The sequence below is a fragment of the Lichenihabitans psoromatis genome, from assembly GCF_004323635.1.
GTDB lineage: Bacteria > Pseudomonadota > Alphaproteobacteria > Rhizobiales > Beijerinckiaceae > Lichenihabitans > Lichenihabitans psoromatis.
Map to the genome: position 1 here is coordinate 270,607 of NZ_CP036515.1, position 13,914 is coordinate 284,520.

General features: G+C 63.8%; 13 protein-coding genes. 11 read left to right on the forward strand and 2 right to left on the reverse strand.

Annotated features, from left to right (window positions below; all coding sequences use genetic code 11):
- Nucleotides 1–133 precede the first annotated feature (133 nt).
- From leuS to msrP, 5 genes are all read left to right on the forward strand, one after another.
- Nucleotides 134–2,764 carry a leucine--tRNA ligase gene (gene leuS, locus EY713_RS01325; protein WP_131113209.1) on the forward strand — a complete coding sequence of 877 codons (2,631 nt, stop codon included), beginning with the start codon at nucleotides 134–136 and terminating at the stop codon, nucleotides 2,762–2,764.
- Complete coding sequence (locus tag EY713_RS01330; protein WP_131113210.1) at nucleotides 2,751–3,278, forward strand: hypothetical protein; 528 nt, start codon at nucleotides 2,751–2,753, stop codon at nucleotides 3,276–3,278. Before leuS ends, EY713_RS01330 begins: the two co-directional genes overlap by 14 nt.
- 21 nt (nucleotides 3,279–3,299) lie before the next feature.
- Nucleotides 3,300–4,337, forward strand: a complete 1,038-nt coding sequence (gene holA, locus EY713_RS01335) for a DNA polymerase III subunit delta (protein WP_131113211.1) — start codon at nucleotides 3,300–3,302, stop codon at nucleotides 4,335–4,337.
- A 26-nt stretch (nucleotides 4,338–4,363) separates the two neighbouring features.
- Nucleotides 4,364–4,873 (forward strand): DUF3833 family protein, encoded by a 510-nt coding sequence (locus EY713_RS01340; RefSeq protein WP_131113212.1) that lies wholly within the window; start codon nucleotides 4,364–4,366, stop codon nucleotides 4,871–4,873.
- A 78-nt stretch (nucleotides 4,874–4,951) separates the two neighbouring features.
- A complete protein-coding gene (msrP, locus tag EY713_RS01345; protein ID WP_131113213.1) occupies nucleotides 4,952–5,926 on the forward strand; it encodes a protein-methionine-sulfoxide reductase catalytic subunit MsrP in 975 nt (324 codons plus the stop codon).
- Here msrP and EY713_RS01350 read toward each other — a convergent pair.
- Entirely contained in the window at nucleotides 5,919–6,644 is a 726-nt protein-coding gene (locus tag EY713_RS01350) for a hypothetical protein (protein WP_131113214.1), read from the reverse strand. The genes msrP and EY713_RS01350 overlap by 8 nt on opposite strands.
- Before the next feature lie 237 nt (nucleotides 6,645–6,881).
- Between EY713_RS01350 and EY713_RS01355 the strand changes: the two genes are divergently transcribed.
- The 6 genes from EY713_RS01355 to EY713_RS01380 all read left to right on the forward strand — a co-directional run bounded on the left by EY713_RS01355 (nucleotide 6,882) and on the right by EY713_RS01380 (nucleotide 13,119).
- A complete protein-coding gene (locus EY713_RS01355) occupies nucleotides 6,882–7,709 on the forward strand; it encodes a phosphogluconate dehydrogenase C-terminal domain-containing protein (RefSeq protein ID WP_131113215.1) in 828 nt (275 codons plus the stop codon).
- A gap of 83 nt (nucleotides 7,710–7,792) precedes the next feature.
- Complete coding sequence (locus tag EY713_RS01360) at nucleotides 7,793–8,725, forward strand: D-ribose ABC transporter substrate-binding protein (RefSeq protein WP_131113216.1); 933 nt, start codon at nucleotides 7,793–7,795, stop codon at nucleotides 8,723–8,725.
- 60 nt (nucleotides 8,726–8,785) lie between these two features.
- The gene (locus tag EY713_RS01365) at nucleotides 8,786–9,436 is read left to right on the forward strand and encodes a DUF2291 family protein (RefSeq protein WP_131113217.1); all 651 of its coding nucleotides are present in this window, start codon (nucleotides 8,786–8,788) and stop codon (nucleotides 9,434–9,436) included.
- A complete protein-coding gene (locus EY713_RS01370; RefSeq protein WP_131113218.1) occupies nucleotides 9,433–11,022 on the forward strand; it encodes a sugar ABC transporter ATP-binding protein in 1,590 nt (529 codons plus the stop codon). Before EY713_RS01365 ends, EY713_RS01370 begins: the two co-directional genes overlap by 4 nt.
- A 4-nt stretch (nucleotides 11,023–11,026) precedes the next feature.
- Nucleotides 11,027–12,091 carry an ABC transporter permease gene (locus EY713_RS01375; protein ID WP_131113219.1) on the forward strand — a complete coding sequence of 355 codons (1,065 nt, stop codon included), beginning with the start codon at nucleotides 11,027–11,029 and terminating at the stop codon, nucleotides 12,089–12,091.
- Nucleotides 12,088–13,119 (forward strand): Gfo/Idh/MocA family protein, encoded by a 1,032-nt coding sequence (locus EY713_RS01380; protein WP_131113220.1) that lies wholly within the window; start codon nucleotides 12,088–12,090, stop codon nucleotides 13,117–13,119. Before EY713_RS01375 ends, EY713_RS01380 begins: the two co-directional genes overlap by 4 nt.
- On the opposite strand, the gene EY713_RS01385 is transcribed toward EY713_RS01380, so the two are convergent.
- Nucleotides 13,116–13,844 (reverse strand): transcriptional regulator NanR, encoded by a 729-nt coding sequence (locus tag EY713_RS01385; protein WP_131113221.1) that lies wholly within the window; start codon nucleotides 13,842–13,844, stop codon nucleotides 13,116–13,118. The genes EY713_RS01380 and EY713_RS01385 overlap by 4 nt on opposite strands.
- Nucleotides 13,845–13,914 lie beyond the last annotated feature (70 nt).

Consider the following 13,914-nt stretch of genomic DNA (forward strand, 5'->3'; position numbering starts at 1 on the left):
CGGGATCGGGCCGCTCGCGCGCACCGCCTCTCGCCAGGCGATCGCCGAATTGACCCGGCACCCCTTTCATGCTCACTGCCGCTGACAGCCACCACCACCAAAGTCCGGGTGCCGAGCACCCTCCGGGGATCGATTGACCGAACGTTACAACGCCCGCGAAGCCGAACCGCATTGGCAACAGGTTTGGGCGACGCGCGAAATTTTCCGCGCCTCGAACGACGATCCGCGCGAGAAATACTACGTCCTCGAGATGTTCCCCTACCCGTCCGGCCGCGTCCACATGGGCCATGTGCGGAACTACGCGATGGGCGATGTCGTGGCGCGCTACCGTCGCGCAAAGGGCTACAACGTCATCCATCCGATGGGCTGGGATGCGTTCGGCATGCCGGCCGAGAATGCGGCGATGCAAAACAAGTCGCATCCGGCCGCATGGACCTACGCCAATATCGCGACCATGAAAGGTCAGTTGAAAAACATCGGCCTCTCGCTCGATTGGTCGCGCGAGGTCGCAACATGCGACCCGTCTTATTACAAGCACCAGCAGCGGATCTTCCTCGAATTTCTCAAGGCAGGCCTCGTCGATCGTCGCAAGTCCAAGGTGAATTGGGACCCGGTCGATCAGACCGTTTTGGCCAATGAGCAGGTGATCGACGGTCGCGGGTGGCGTTCAGGCGCACTCGTCGAGCAGCGTGAACTGGTTCAGTGGTTTTTGAAGATCACGGATTATGCAGAGGATCTGCTGGTCTCGCTCGACCGGCTGGAGAATTGGCCCGAAAAAGTACGGCTGATGCAGCGCAACTGGATCGGCAAGTCGGAGGGGCTGTCGGTCCGCTTCGCGCTCGATCCGGCCACCACGGTCGACGGCGCCCCGGATGTCGAGGTCTATACGACCCGCCCCGACACGTTGTTCGGCGCGAGCTTCATCGCGGTCGCGGCGGATCACCCGCTCGCCGCAGCGGCGGCGGCCCGCGATGCGGCGTTGGCCGCGTTCGTCACCGAATGCCAGCGGCTCGGCACGTCGGTAGCGGCGCTGGAGACGGCCGAAAAGAAGGGCTTCGACACCGGCATACGGGCCGTGCATCCGCTTGACCCGAGCTGGACCCTGCCGGTCTATGTGGCGAATTTCGTGCTGATGGAATATGGCACGGGCGCCATCTTCGGTTGCCCGGCGCATGACCAGCGTGATCTCGACTTCGCCCGGGCCAAAGGCCTGCCGGTCGTCGCGGTCGTCTGCCCGCCCGATCAAGACGCCGCGACATTCGCGGTCGGAGCCGAGGCCTTCACGGGCGACGGCCTAATGATCAACTCGCGATTTTTGGACGGACTGACGACGGATGCGGCCTTCGATCAGGTCGCCTCGCGGCTCGAAGCACAAGTGATCGGCAATGCGCCGCAGGCCAAGCGCCAGACGAATTACAAGCTGCGCGACTGGGGTATTTCGCGGCAGCGCTATTGGGGTTGCCCGATCCCGATCATCCATTGCGATGCCTGTGGCACCGTACCGGTTCCGGTCGCCGATCTGCCGGTCAAGCTGCCCGAGGACGTCACCTTCGACCAGCCGGGCAACCCGCTCGACCGGCATCCGACGTGGCGGCACGTCGCCTGCCCGCAATGCGGCGGGCCCGCCCGGCGCGAAACCGATACGATGGATACGTTCGTCGATTCGTCCTGGTATTTCGCCCGCTTCACCGACCCGTGGAACGAGACGGACCCGACCACGCCAAGCGTCGCCAATCGCTTCCTGCCGGTCGATCAATATATCGGCGGCATCGAACATGCGATTCTGCATCTGCTCTATTCGCGCTTCTTTACCCGCGCCATGAAGAAGGTCGGGATGCTCGACCTCGACGAGCCGTTCGCCGGCCTGTTCACGCAAGGCATGGTGGTGCACGAGACCTATCGCTCCGAAGCGGGCGCCTGGGTCTCGCCGGAGGAGATCAATATCGAGGGCGTGGGCGCCGACCGGCGCGCCACCCTGATCGACGGCGGCGCTCCGGTGCGGATCGGCGCTATCGAGAAGATGTCGAAATCGAAACGCAACATCGTCGATCCGGACGACATCATCGCGACCTACGGGGCCGACACGGCTCGCTGGTTCGTGCTGAGCGATAGCCCGCCCGAGCGCGACGTGATCTGGACCGAGGAAGGCGTCCAGGGCGCCGCTAAATTCGTGCAGCGCCTCTATCGCCTGTCCGGCGAGCTGGCTGAACTCGGCAAAGCGGCAACCTCCGAGGACGCGTCGGTATCGCCCAGCGTCGAGGCGCTCGGCGTGCGGAAGGCTGCCCACAAGGCTGTGATCCGGATCGAGGAGGATCTCGCGCGCCTCCGGTTCAATCGATGCGTCGCGCATATCTACGAACTCTCGAACGCGCTGTCGGCCGCGATCGCCGCGATCGAGACGCCGGAACTCGCGTCAGGCCTCGCCGCCGCCTTTCGAGAGGCGGCCGACATCCTGGTGCTGGTGACCTCGCCGTTCATGCCGCATCTCGCCGAGACGCTGTGGGCCGCTCTCGGCCATGACACGCTGGTGTCCGCTTCGCCCTGGCCGGTTGCCGATCATGCGATCGTGGTGGAAGACAGCATCACCTTGCCGGTGCAGATCAACGGCAAGAAGCGGGCCGATGTCACGATCGCTCGCGACGCCGACAATGTCGCCGTGACCGCAGCCGCCTTGGGCCTCGAGAGCGTTCAGCGCGCGCTGGAAGGCCGGACACCCAAAAAGGTGATCATCGTGCCGATGAGGATCGTCAATGTCGTGGTTTAATCGCCGGATCGCCCTGTCGCGCTCCCTCAAGGCTGTCGCGGCGCTCGGATTGTCGCTCTCGCTGGCGGGCTGCTTCACGCCACTTTACGGCAGCATGAACGGGCACCTGAGCAGTGAACTCCAAGCCATCGCGATCGATCCAGCACCCGAATTGCTCGGCCATTACGTGGTCGATGAATTGATCACCGACCTCAACGGCACGGGGTCGAGCCCGGCGCCGAAATACCGTCTCGCCCTCACCACGAAGGAACGCGTGCAATCGGCGTTGATCGATACGGTGACGCGCCGCGCCTCCGCCGCCACGGTCGTGACCGATATTAATTACGTGCTGACCCCCGCCGGCGGTGGCAAGCCGATTACGCAAGGCACGGTGACGAGCGCCGCGACCTACAACCGCTCCGAACAACGCTTCGCCAACATTCGCGCCGCGCGCGACGCCGAGATCAGGAACGCCAAGGTGATCGCAGACCAAATCACCATCAGGCTGTCGACGGCGCTGGCGACGCGCAGCTAAAGCGCGCCGGAACACAGCGGAATGGTCGCGATCAAAAGCCACGAGGCGGACCGGTTCATGGCTCGCGATGTCGCGGGCTTTTCGGCCTATCTCGTCTTCGGCACCGACCTCGGCCTTGTGAGCGAACGTGTGCGCCGGATCGGCAAGCTGCTGGTCGACGATCCGAACGACCCGTTTCAGATGGTGCGGCTTTCCGGAGACGATGTGGCGAGCGATCCGGGCCGCCTCGCCGACGAGGCCAATACGATCCCCTTGTTCGGCGGCAAGCGCGCCATTCTGGTCGATGCGGGCGCCAAGGCGCTCGTTCCAGCGCTCGAGCATCACCTTGGGTCCGGCTCCCCCTGCCCGGTTCTGGTCGAGGCCGGCAACCTCAAGAAGGACGCGCCGCTCCGCAAGCTGTTCGAGCGCGGTCGGACCGCCGTCGCGATCGAATGCTATCCGGACGAGGAGCGCGACGTGCTTCGGCTGATCGACGCCGAAGCGGCCGAGGCGGGTATGACGATCGAGCCCGCCGCCAAGCAGATGCTGGCGGCTCTGCTCGGCGCGGATCGGCTGGCCAGCCGATCCGAGATCGCCAAGCTGACGCTTTATGCCCACGGCCGGCCCGCCATCACGCTCGACGATGTCGAAGCCGTGGTGGCCGACGCATCCGCCATCGCGACCGATGCGCTGATCGACGCCACCTTCACCGGCAATCTTCCGGCCATCGAACAGGCGGCCAGGCGGGTGCTTGGCCACGGCGGGGAGGCCGGCGTGCTGCTCGGCTTCGCCTTGCGACACGCCACATGGCTGCATCGCGCCAAGCTTGACCTCATCGGGGGCGCATCGCTGGATCAGGTGATGGGCACCGCGGCCCGCGTCGGCATCTCGTTTAAACGTAAATCGGCGATCGAACGCCAATTGAAGCTCGGCAGCGGCGAAGCACTGGGCCGCGCCGTGATGCGGCTCGGCGAGGCTGTCGGAAAGGCGAGGCGCGAACCGGGCCTTGCCCAGAGCCTCGCACTCCGCACGCTCTGGGCCATCGCCCTGTCGATGCAGGGCCGTCCCGGCGCCGGATGACCCAATCTCTCACGTCGGAACCCTGAATGATTCGATATCTCGCACCTGCCGTGCTGGCCAGCCTGCTGCTGCCCCAAGTCGCCAGAGCGGAGCCGCTGCGGCTCGACACGTTCTTCAAAGGGAGTCTCAACGGAACCGGCAGCGTCGATAACAATCGCGAAAGCACGCATCGCGAATTCAAAGCCACCATGAAGGCCAATTGGGACGGCCCGCGCGGTACGCTGATCGAAGACCTCCTCTATACGGACGGCGAAAAAAAACACATCGTCTGGACCTTCGAGAAGACCGCCGACGGGCGCCTCGTCGGTCACCGCGACGACCTCATCGGCGAAGCTGCTATTTCGCAGGAGGGAGACACGATACGGATGAAATATACCGCGAAGACGCGGCTCCCGACCGGCAAGATCTGGACTTTGTCGTTCGACGACCGGCTCGAACAAATCTCGTCCACGACCGTAACGATGACGGGCGACGTGTCGTATCTGTTCATAGGGGTCGGCACGACCAGAATGACGATCGTCAAATCGGGGCATTGAGCCGCAGCGGTGGAATAAACGCCACGTTTGCGCGTTTCTATTCAAGGCCCAACGTCAGCGCGCTTACGAGGACCAAAGATGCTCATCCGTCACCGTGAAACATGGTCGATCGCCGAGCGCGACGCCACACCCGAACACGTCTTCCTCAATCGCCGGTCCTTCGTGGCTGGTGCCGCCCTCGCAGGTGCGGCCATCGGCACCGGAATGATCGGGCTTCCCAGAAGCGCCATGGCGGCCGGCGAAGTCGATCCGTCGGCCTCGCTCTACCCGGCGAAAGCCAACCCGGCCTATACGATTTCGCAAGCTGTGACGCCGGAAGCCGTCAACACGAACTACAATAACTTCTACGAATATGGCGAGACCAAGCATATCGCCGATGCGGCGCAAGCCTTGAAGATCAGGCCTTGGATGGTGTCGATCGATGGAATGGTCGACAAGCCGAAGGAGATCGCGATCGACGATCTTCTCAAGGCAATGCCGCTCGAGGAGCGATTGTACCGGCACCGTTGTGTCGAAGCTTGGTCGATGGCGGTGCCGTGGACCGGCTTTCCGGTCAAGGCCCTAGTCGATTTCGCCAAGCCGCTCGGCTCGGCCAAATATATCCAGGTGCAAACGTTCCTGGATCCCAAGATGGCGCCGGGCCAGCGCGGTTTTGTGTACACGTGGCCCTATGTCGAGGGTCTGACGATGGCAGAAGCCACCAATGACCTCGCCTTCATGGTGACGGGCGCCTATGGCAAGCCGCTGCCGAAAGCCATGGGGGCGCCGTTGCGTTTGGCGCTGCCGTGGAAATACGGGTTCAAATCGGCGAAATCGATCGTCAAGATCACATTCACGGACAAGCGCCCGACGACATTCTGGCAGGGACTCGCCAGCAACGAATACGGCTTTTGGGCCAATGTGAACCCCGGTGTGCCGCATCCACGCTGGAGCCAGGCTACCGAGGAAGTGCTTGGAACGAGCGAACGCCGCCCGACGATGATCTACAACGGCTACGCTGAGAAAGTCGCGGCGCTTTACACCGACATCAAGGGCGAAAACATCTTCATGTGAGGATGGTTTCTGCCGCCGAGGCACGTCGGGTCGCGCGCCCGGCCGCTTCGGCGGCGGATTTCGAGACATGCGAGGCCCGGTTGATGGCCTGAAGGTTGGGGAACCCCCAATAGGCGAGAAGCGCGGGCCACTTCACCTCCCGGTGATCGCGCCACACCTCGAACAGCGGCGTCCGGTGATCGACCTCGGCGGCGCGCAAAAGGCGCGTTCCGGTTTCCGGGCATTTCCGCTTCTGCAGCCGCCGCAGCACTTTCGCCTGCGCGGTCGGCGCGAGCCAAAGACGCCAGGCTTCCACACAGCAGGCATGCCAGCGGGCACGGGTATTGGGCTTTCCATCGCCCCATAGATCTCGGTGCCAGCCAAATTTAAAGACCGGTTGACCGCAGACGCAGCAATGGCCCGCCCCGCGTGTCAGCGCGCTCTCGCGATAAGGCGCCGGCGGCACGCGAAAGCTCATCGGCAACCCCGATTCCGGCGCGGTCGACAGTCGCCACGTCCAGCCCTCGGGCGCGCCGCTGCGCTGCGCCAAAGCCCGCGACAACCGGTCGGCCCGCACCGGATGCGCGCGCCAATAACTCGCGACGGCGAGGCGCGGCAGCGGCGGAATGAGCGACCGGCCGAATGCGTGGACCGACACCGCCGTGGGAAAGATCGGCGGCATGGCTTTCAAAAGCCGTGCGCGCGCCTGTTCGTTCTTCTGGTCTCGCCATTGCGACATCGCGAATCGCCTTGATGCTGTTGCGCTCGTGCTTACGCCAGCAGGTCGCCTCGTCGCAACGCATCGTCTCATCCGTTATCTGGTTGACTCATCATACCAGTTTTGAATACGGTTGATGAGAGGCGCAAGAGCGGTGCCGAACAGGGATCGTGCGCCAAGCCCTCCCCGTGACACTCCGCTCGATTGTGCAGCATCGAGCGCAGCCGCCACGGCGATGCGCTTAGGGAGCGAGACGCGATGACCGTGATTGCATTGTTCGGTGCCGGCGGCAAAATGGGCTACCGGCTCGCCAGCAACCTCAAGGGATCACGGTTCGAGGTCAGGCATATCGAGGTCAGCGACGCTGGCCGCACGCGGCTGAAGAATGACCTTGGCATCGATTGTGTGCCGCAGGATCAAGCGCTCGACGGCGCGGACGTCGTCGTCCTCGCGGTTCCCGACACGATCATCGGCAAGGTGGCGCATGCCATCTCGCCCAGCCTCAAGGCGGGCACGATGGTGGTGGCGCTGGACGCCGCCGCGCCCTTTGCAGGGCATCTGCCGGAGCGCGCGGATCTCATTTATTTCGTCACCCACCCGTGCCATCCGCCGATCTTCAACGACGAAACCGACATGGAGGCGAAGACCGATTATTTTGGGGGCGTCGCGGCCAAGCAGCATATCGTCAGTTCGCTGATGCAGGGTCCGGATAGCGCCTACGCGCTCGGCGAGGAGATCGCCAAGGTGATTTGGGCGCCGGTCATGCGCTCGCATCGCGTCACCGTCGAGCAGATGGCATTGCTCGAACCTGGCCTGTCCGAAACGGTCTGCGCCACCTTGCTGGTCGTCATGAAGGACGCGATGGACGACGTGATCGCCCGCGGCGTGCCGAAGGATGCCGCCCGCGACTTCCTGCTCGGTCATATGAACGTGCTCGCCTCGGTCATCTTCGAGGAACGGCCAGGATTGTTCTCGGATGCCTGCAACAAGGCCATCGAATTCGGCAAGCCGGTGCTCATGAAGGATGATTGGAAACGCGTGTTCGAACCGCAGGAGATCGCGGCGAGCATCCAGCGCATCACCTGACGCGCCGGCACCGACCAAGCGGCCTCATCCCACGAAGGCCCGACAAGACAACCCACAACGATCATCACGGGAGGACCATAACAATGTTGAAGCGGGCAATTCTCGGTGCGCTCATGGCCAGCACCGTCCTGTTCGGGGCACAAGCCCAGGCCAAGGATCTCATCGCCATCATCACGCCATCGTTCGACAATCCGTTCTTCAAGGCGGAAGCGGATGGCGCCAAGGCCCGGGCCGAGGCGCTCGGCTACGACACGATCGTGCTGTCGCATGACGACGACACCAGCAAGCAGCTGCAGATGATCGACAGCGTCGTGACGCGCGGCGCAAAGGCCATCATTCTCGACAATGCCGGATCGGACGCCAGCGTCGCGGCCGTCCAGAACGCCAAAAAGGCCGGCGTTCCCTCGTTTCTGATCGACCGTGAGATCAATGCGACCGGCATCGCAGTGTCGCAGATCGTGTCGAACAACTACCAAGGCGCCCAACTCGGCGGCCAGGAATTTGTGAAGACCATGGGCGAAAAGGGCGGATACGTCGAGCTCACCGGCCGTGACGCCGACGTCAACGCGCATATTCGCTCAAAGGGCTATCACGACGTGATGGACGATTATCCCGACATGAAGATGTTGGCGACGCAATCGGCCAATTGGAGCCAGCCCGAGGCTTTCACCAAGATGGAAGCCCTGCTGCAGGCGCATCCCGACCTCAAGGGCGTCATCGCCGGCAACGACACGATGGCCATGGGCGCGCAAGCCGCTCTGAAGGCCGCGAACCGCCCGGACGTGATCGTGGTCGGCTTCGATGGCTCGAACGACGTGCGTGACCAGATCATGGCCGGCACCATCAAGGCGACCGTCTTGCAGCCGGCATTCCGCCAAGCCCAGATGGCCGTCGAGCAGGCCGACCAGTATCTCAAGACCAAATCGACGGGCCAGCCCGAGAAGCAGCTGATGGATTGCGTGCTGATCACCAAGGCGAATGCTCCGATGCTCGAGACCTTCCAGCTCAAGCCCTGAGACGTGACCGGGAGGCGCCCGTGCGGCGCTTCCCTCCCCCGCCCCTAAGCACGGTGATCGATGCGCGTTTTCCTTCTGCCCTGCCTCGGTGTCGCGGCCTTGCTTGCGGGTTGCAAGATCGAGAAGACGGCCGTTGTCGACCCCTCGCAGACCGCGACATCGGTCTTCATCAACGATGCGTCCTTCGATCCGGCCAAAATGGTCGATACGGATTGGGACACGACGATCCTTCCCGCGCTGCGAACCAAGGCCGGCCCTTATGATGAGGTCGCCGCTGCGATTGCGGCCAATCCAGATGCGGCCGGCGACCGTTTCGGCTTTCGCGAGACGGCAACGGGTGGCCCCTGGACCTATGTGGCCAAGCTTGACGGAACCGTGACGGCCGCCAACACCGAGTCCCGCGCCGCGACGCTCGACATCAAGACGGCAGCGGGGAAGCTCGTGACGGTGCAGATCGGGCCGGTGGTGCGCGGGACGACGATCCGCGACACGGTCACGACCAGACCGTTCGGTTCGTTCAAGAACCAGGTCGATTACGCCCAATTCGGCAAGTCGCTCAATGCGAAAGCCAATGCGACGGCGCTCGCCAAAGTGCCGCGACAGGATCTCATCGGCGCTCACGTGACCGCCCTCGGCGCGTTTCAGGCCGGAGCTGCCGGCGCCGCGCCGCTCTTCACCCCGGTCGAGATCACGGTCGGGGCCAAGCCGTGAGCGCGTCCGACCAGACAAGCGCCACGGCGGACCTCGATCTGAACGGCATCATCCTAACGCTCGATGACGTCTCCAAAGCTTACTCAGGCACGCTGGCGGTCAAACATGCGACGTTCCATGTCCGTAAGGGCTTGGTCAACGTGCTGGTGGGCGAGAATGGCGCCGGTAAATCGACCCTGATGAAGATCATTGCGGGCGTCGAGCAACCGACGCTCGGCCGCATCATGCTCGATGGCAAACAGGTACATTTCAACAAGACAGCTGATGCGGTGGCCTGCGGCATCGGCATGGTGTTTCAGGAACTCAACCTGTTCGGCAATCTCTCGGTGGCCGAGAACATCTTTGCGACGCGTGAAATCCGGCGCGGGTTGCGCGGCATCGATCATGCCGAACAGATTCGCCGCGCCGGCGATCTGATGAGGCGGCTCCAAACCGACATCGATCCCCGCGCTATGGTCGAGGATCTGCGGATCGGCCAGCAGCAGCTCGTCGAGATCGCCAAGGCGGTGTCGCAGAACGCCCGCATCCTCATCATGGACGAGCCGACCTCGGCGCTCAGCGCCACCGAGGTCGAGGTGCTGTTTCGCGTCATCGCCGACCTCAAGCGACAGGGCGTCGCGATCGTCTATATTTCGCATCGCCTCGAGGAATTGATCCGCATCGGCGACACCATCACGGTCCTGCGGGATGGTCGCATCACCGGCCACGACCGGATGGCCAACGTCGACACGCATTGGATCGTCCGCCAGATGATCGGGCAAGACGCGAAAGATTTCGCCAAAGGCATCGGCCATACGATCGGCGACGTCGTGTTCACGGCCGAGGATATCAGCCTGCCGCGCATCACCGGCGGCCTCGCGGTCGACCATGTGTCGCTCGACCTGCGCGCCGGGGAAATTCTCGGCGTCTACGGCCTCATGGGGGCGGGCCGCAGCGAATTGCTCGATTGCATCATCGGACGTCAGCGCAACTCAACCGGCAAAGTCACGGTCGAGGGCAAGGCCGTGCAGGCGCTCGATGTCGCAGGCCGCATCCAGTGCGGTATCGCGCTGATTCCGGAAGATCGCCAGCGCGAGGGGCAGGTCGGGATCCTGTCGATCGCCGAAAATCTGACCATGGCGAGCCTGTCACGCTACGTCCGTGGCATCCACATCCAGCGCGCCGACGAGCGGGCCGCCGTCACCGGCATCATCAAGGATCTGTCGATCAAGGTCGTCGACCCGGCGCTGCCGGTGAGTTCGCTCAGCGGCGGCAATCAGCAGAAGGTGGTGATCGGCAAGGCCCTGCTGACCCGTCCCAAGGTGCTGCTGATGGATGAGCCGAGCCGAGGCATCGACGTCGGCGCGAAAGCGGATGTGTTCCTCACCATGCGGCGGCTCGCGGCGCAGGGGCTCGGCATCATCTTCGTGACGTCCGATCTCGAAGAGGTCATGGCCCTCTCGGACCGCATCGCCGTCATGAGCAACGGCAAATTGACCGCCTTGTTCGACCGGACCGACGCGACCGAAGCCAAGGTCGTGGCCGCTTCGGCGCAGGGCCACGCACCCGCCCCAACGCCGCCCTCGATCGCTGTTGAAGGACCTTAAGATCATGACGGCAGTGCCGCAGGCCAATCCCCGCGCAAGCGCCACCAGCGGTTCGCTGCTGCTCAATGTGATGAAGCTTCGCACCTTCATCGCCCTTTTCGCCGTGCTGATCGTTTTCTCGATCCTCGCACCGAACTTCATGTCGAGCGCCAACCTGATCTTGATGGCGAAACATGTCGCGCTGAACGCTTTCCTGGCGATTGGCATGACCTTCGTGATCGTCACCGGCGGCATCGACCTCTCGGTCGGCTCGATCGTCGGCCTCTGTTCGATGGTGGCCGGCGGACTTCTCTTCAATGGGCTGGTGCTACCGGTCGGCTACACGGTCTGGTTCAGCGTCCCCGAAACCGTGCTGGTCACCCTCGCGGTCGGCATCTTCATCGGCTGGATCAACGGGCTTCTGATCACCCGGCTGAACGTGGCGCCGTTCATCGCGACGCTCGGGACGCTCTATATCGCGCGCGGGGCGGCGCTGCTGCTTTCGGACGGTCGAACGTTCCCCAACCTCGCCGGTAAGCCGCAACTCGGTAACCAGGGCTTCGACGTCATCGGCGGCGGCCGGTTCCTCAACCTGCCCTATGCGGTCTGGGCGCTGCTGGTCGTGGCGCTGGTGGCCGCCTATGTGGCCCGCTCCACACCGCTCGGGCGACATATCTTCGCGGTCGGCGGCAACGAACGCGCCGCGGCGCTATCGGGCATCCGGGTCAATTCCGTGAAGATGTTCGTCTACATGTTCTCCGGTTTCTGTGCCGCCATCGTCGGCCTCATCATCGCGTCCGAGCTCATGGCCGCTCATCCCGCCACCGGCGAGACGTTCGAGCTCAACGCCATCGCGGCGGCCGTCCTCGGCGGCACCTCCATGTCGGGCGGTCGCGGCACCGTCGGCGGCACGGTCATCGGCGCCTTCGTGATCGGCATTCTCTCGGATGGGCTCGTCATGATGGGCGTCAGCTCGTTCTGGCAAACCGTCATCAAGGGCCTCGTCATCGTTGCGGCCGTCGTGGTCGATCAAGCCCAGCGCAAGCTGCAGCAGCGGGTCGCCCTCATGCAGGTCGCCAAGCAGTCATGAGCACCCCTCTGCGCGGCGCCGTCATCGGCTGCGGGTTCTTCGCACTCAACCAATTGCACGCCTGGCGCGATCTTCCGGATGCGACGATCGTGGCGATCTGCGACCGCGATCCCGCGCGGTTGGTCGAGGTCGGCGACACCTTCGATATCGCAACCCGCTACACGGATGCGGCGGAGCTGTTCGCCCGGGAGCGGCTCGACTTCGTCGACATCGCCACGACCGTGCAAAGCCACCGCGCCCTGGTCGAACTCGCGGCGGCCCACCGCGTCCCGGTGATCTGTCAGAAGCCCTTCGCGGCGTCGATGGCGGATGCACGCGCCATGGTGGCGGCCTGCGACGCGGCGGGCGTGCCCCTGATGGTGCACGAAAATTTCCGCTGGCAGAGCGCCATCATGGCCGTGAAAGCCGCTATCGAGACGGGCCGGATCGGCCAGCCGTTTTGGGGGCGCGTGTCGTTTCGCTCCGCCTTTGATGTGTTCAGCGGCCAGCCCTACCTCGCGACGGGGTCGCGCTTCATCATCGAGGATCTCGGCATTCATGTGCTCGACGTCGCCCGCTTCCTGTTCGGCGACGTCACCCGCCTCACGGCCCGAACACGGCGCGTCAATCCGGCGATCGCGGGCGAGGACGTCGCCACAATGATGCTCGATCACGTCGACGGCCTGACCTCGATCGTCGATTGCTCTTATGCGACCCGACTTGCGGCCGAGCCCTTCCCCGAGACGTTTGTCGAGGTCGACGGATCGCTTGGCACAATCCGTCTTTCGCAAGGCTATTGCCTGACTATCACGACGGTGGACGCCACGAGCGTGGAGGATGTGTCGCCCCCGCTCCTGCCCTGGGCGTCACGCCCTTGGCACAATATTCAGGAGAGCGTGATGCTGATCCAACGTCACTGGCTCGCAGCCCTTCGCACAGGAACGGAGCCGGCCACGTCGGGCCGTGACAATCTCAAGACCCTGGCATTGGTCGAAGCCGCCTATGCCGGAGCATCCGAGGAGCGGTGGATCGCGACCGCTGAGATTTAAGACGATCGCTCAGGATTGCTGCCATGGTGGGTATAGAGGCCGCTCGATCGATCGAGATGACGGATCATCGCGGTTTCCGCCTGGTCGGGGTCACGTGCCGCGATCGCCGCGATGATTTCCGCATGTTCGGACAGGGTCAGGGTTTCTTTGCCGGTCCAGATCAGCACATGGGTGTGGTAGTGTTTCAGCCAGTTCAGCATGGCTTCACTGACGCCCGCATAGATCGGGTTGCCCGACAGCGCGGCGATTTGCGTGTGGAATGCCATGTCGGCGGCAATGAACGCCTCGGCCTGACCGAGGCTTTCGCGCTGCCGATCAACCACGGCGTCGAGCTGCGCGATATCGTCCGACGTCGCGCGCAAGGCCGCCTCCCGCACCATGCCGCGTTCGAAAAAGCGGCGCGCATCTTTAAGATGATCCAACGAGTCCGGCGATGTGGTCAGCATGATATTGGCCGCCATATCGACCTGCTGGATCAACGACCGAGCCGTCAATTGACGGACCTTCGCACGCTCACCATGCGAGATCGACAAGAGCCCCATGTTGCTGAGTGCCTGCATGGCTTCGCGGATCGCGGGACGCCCGACGCCGAACCGCTCCATCAGATCGCGCTCGGAGGGAATGGCCTCGCCCGGCCGGACGTCGCCACTGGTGATCATCGCCTTCAGTCGATCGAAGACCTCGTCGGACAATTTGCGCCGGATGATGGGATCGGGAACCGACATGGTTTGCGGCCTTGATTGATGCGGTCGACCGTCTGGACGGCGTCCGGTGCAACGATCGTTTATCGCGAAA

Bases quoted from the DNA above. Each gene is read 5' to 3' on its own strand.
- EY713_RS01330 (WP_131113210.1), top strand. From the start codon at position 2,751: ATGTCGTGGTTTAATCGCCGGATCGCCCTGTCGCGCTCCCTCAAGGCT.
- holA (WP_131113211.1), top strand. From the start codon at position 3,300: ATGGTCGCGATCAAAAGCCACGAGGCGGACCGGTTCATGGCTCGCGAT.
- EY713_RS01340 (WP_131113212.1), top strand. From the start codon at position 4,364: ATGATTCGATATCTCGCACCTGCCGTGCTGGCCAGCCTGCTGCTGCCC.
- msrP (WP_131113213.1), top strand. From the start codon at position 4,952: ATGCTCATCCGTCACCGTGAAACATGGTCGATCGCCGAGCGCGACGCC.
- EY713_RS01350 (WP_131113214.1), bottom strand. From the start codon at position 6,644: ATGTCGCAATGGCGAGACCAGAAGAACGAACAGGCGCGCGCACGGCTT.
- EY713_RS01355 (WP_131113215.1), top strand. From the start codon at position 6,882: ATGACCGTGATTGCATTGTTCGGTGCCGGCGGCAAAATGGGCTACCGG.
- EY713_RS01360 (WP_131113216.1), top strand. From the start codon at position 7,793: ATGTTGAAGCGGGCAATTCTCGGTGCGCTCATGGCCAGCACCGTCCTG.
- EY713_RS01365 (WP_131113217.1), top strand. From the start codon at position 8,786: ATGCGCGTTTTCCTTCTGCCCTGCCTCGGTGTCGCGGCCTTGCTTGCG.
- EY713_RS01375 (WP_131113219.1), top strand. From the start codon at position 11,027: ATGACGGCAGTGCCGCAGGCCAATCCCCGCGCAAGCGCCACCAGCGGT.
- EY713_RS01380 (WP_131113220.1), top strand. From the start codon at position 12,088: ATGAGCACCCCTCTGCGCGGCGCCGTCATCGGCTGCGGGTTCTTCGCA.
- EY713_RS01385 (WP_131113221.1), bottom strand. From the start codon at position 13,844: ATGTCGGTTCCCGATCCCATCATCCGGCGCAAATTGTCCGACGAGGTC.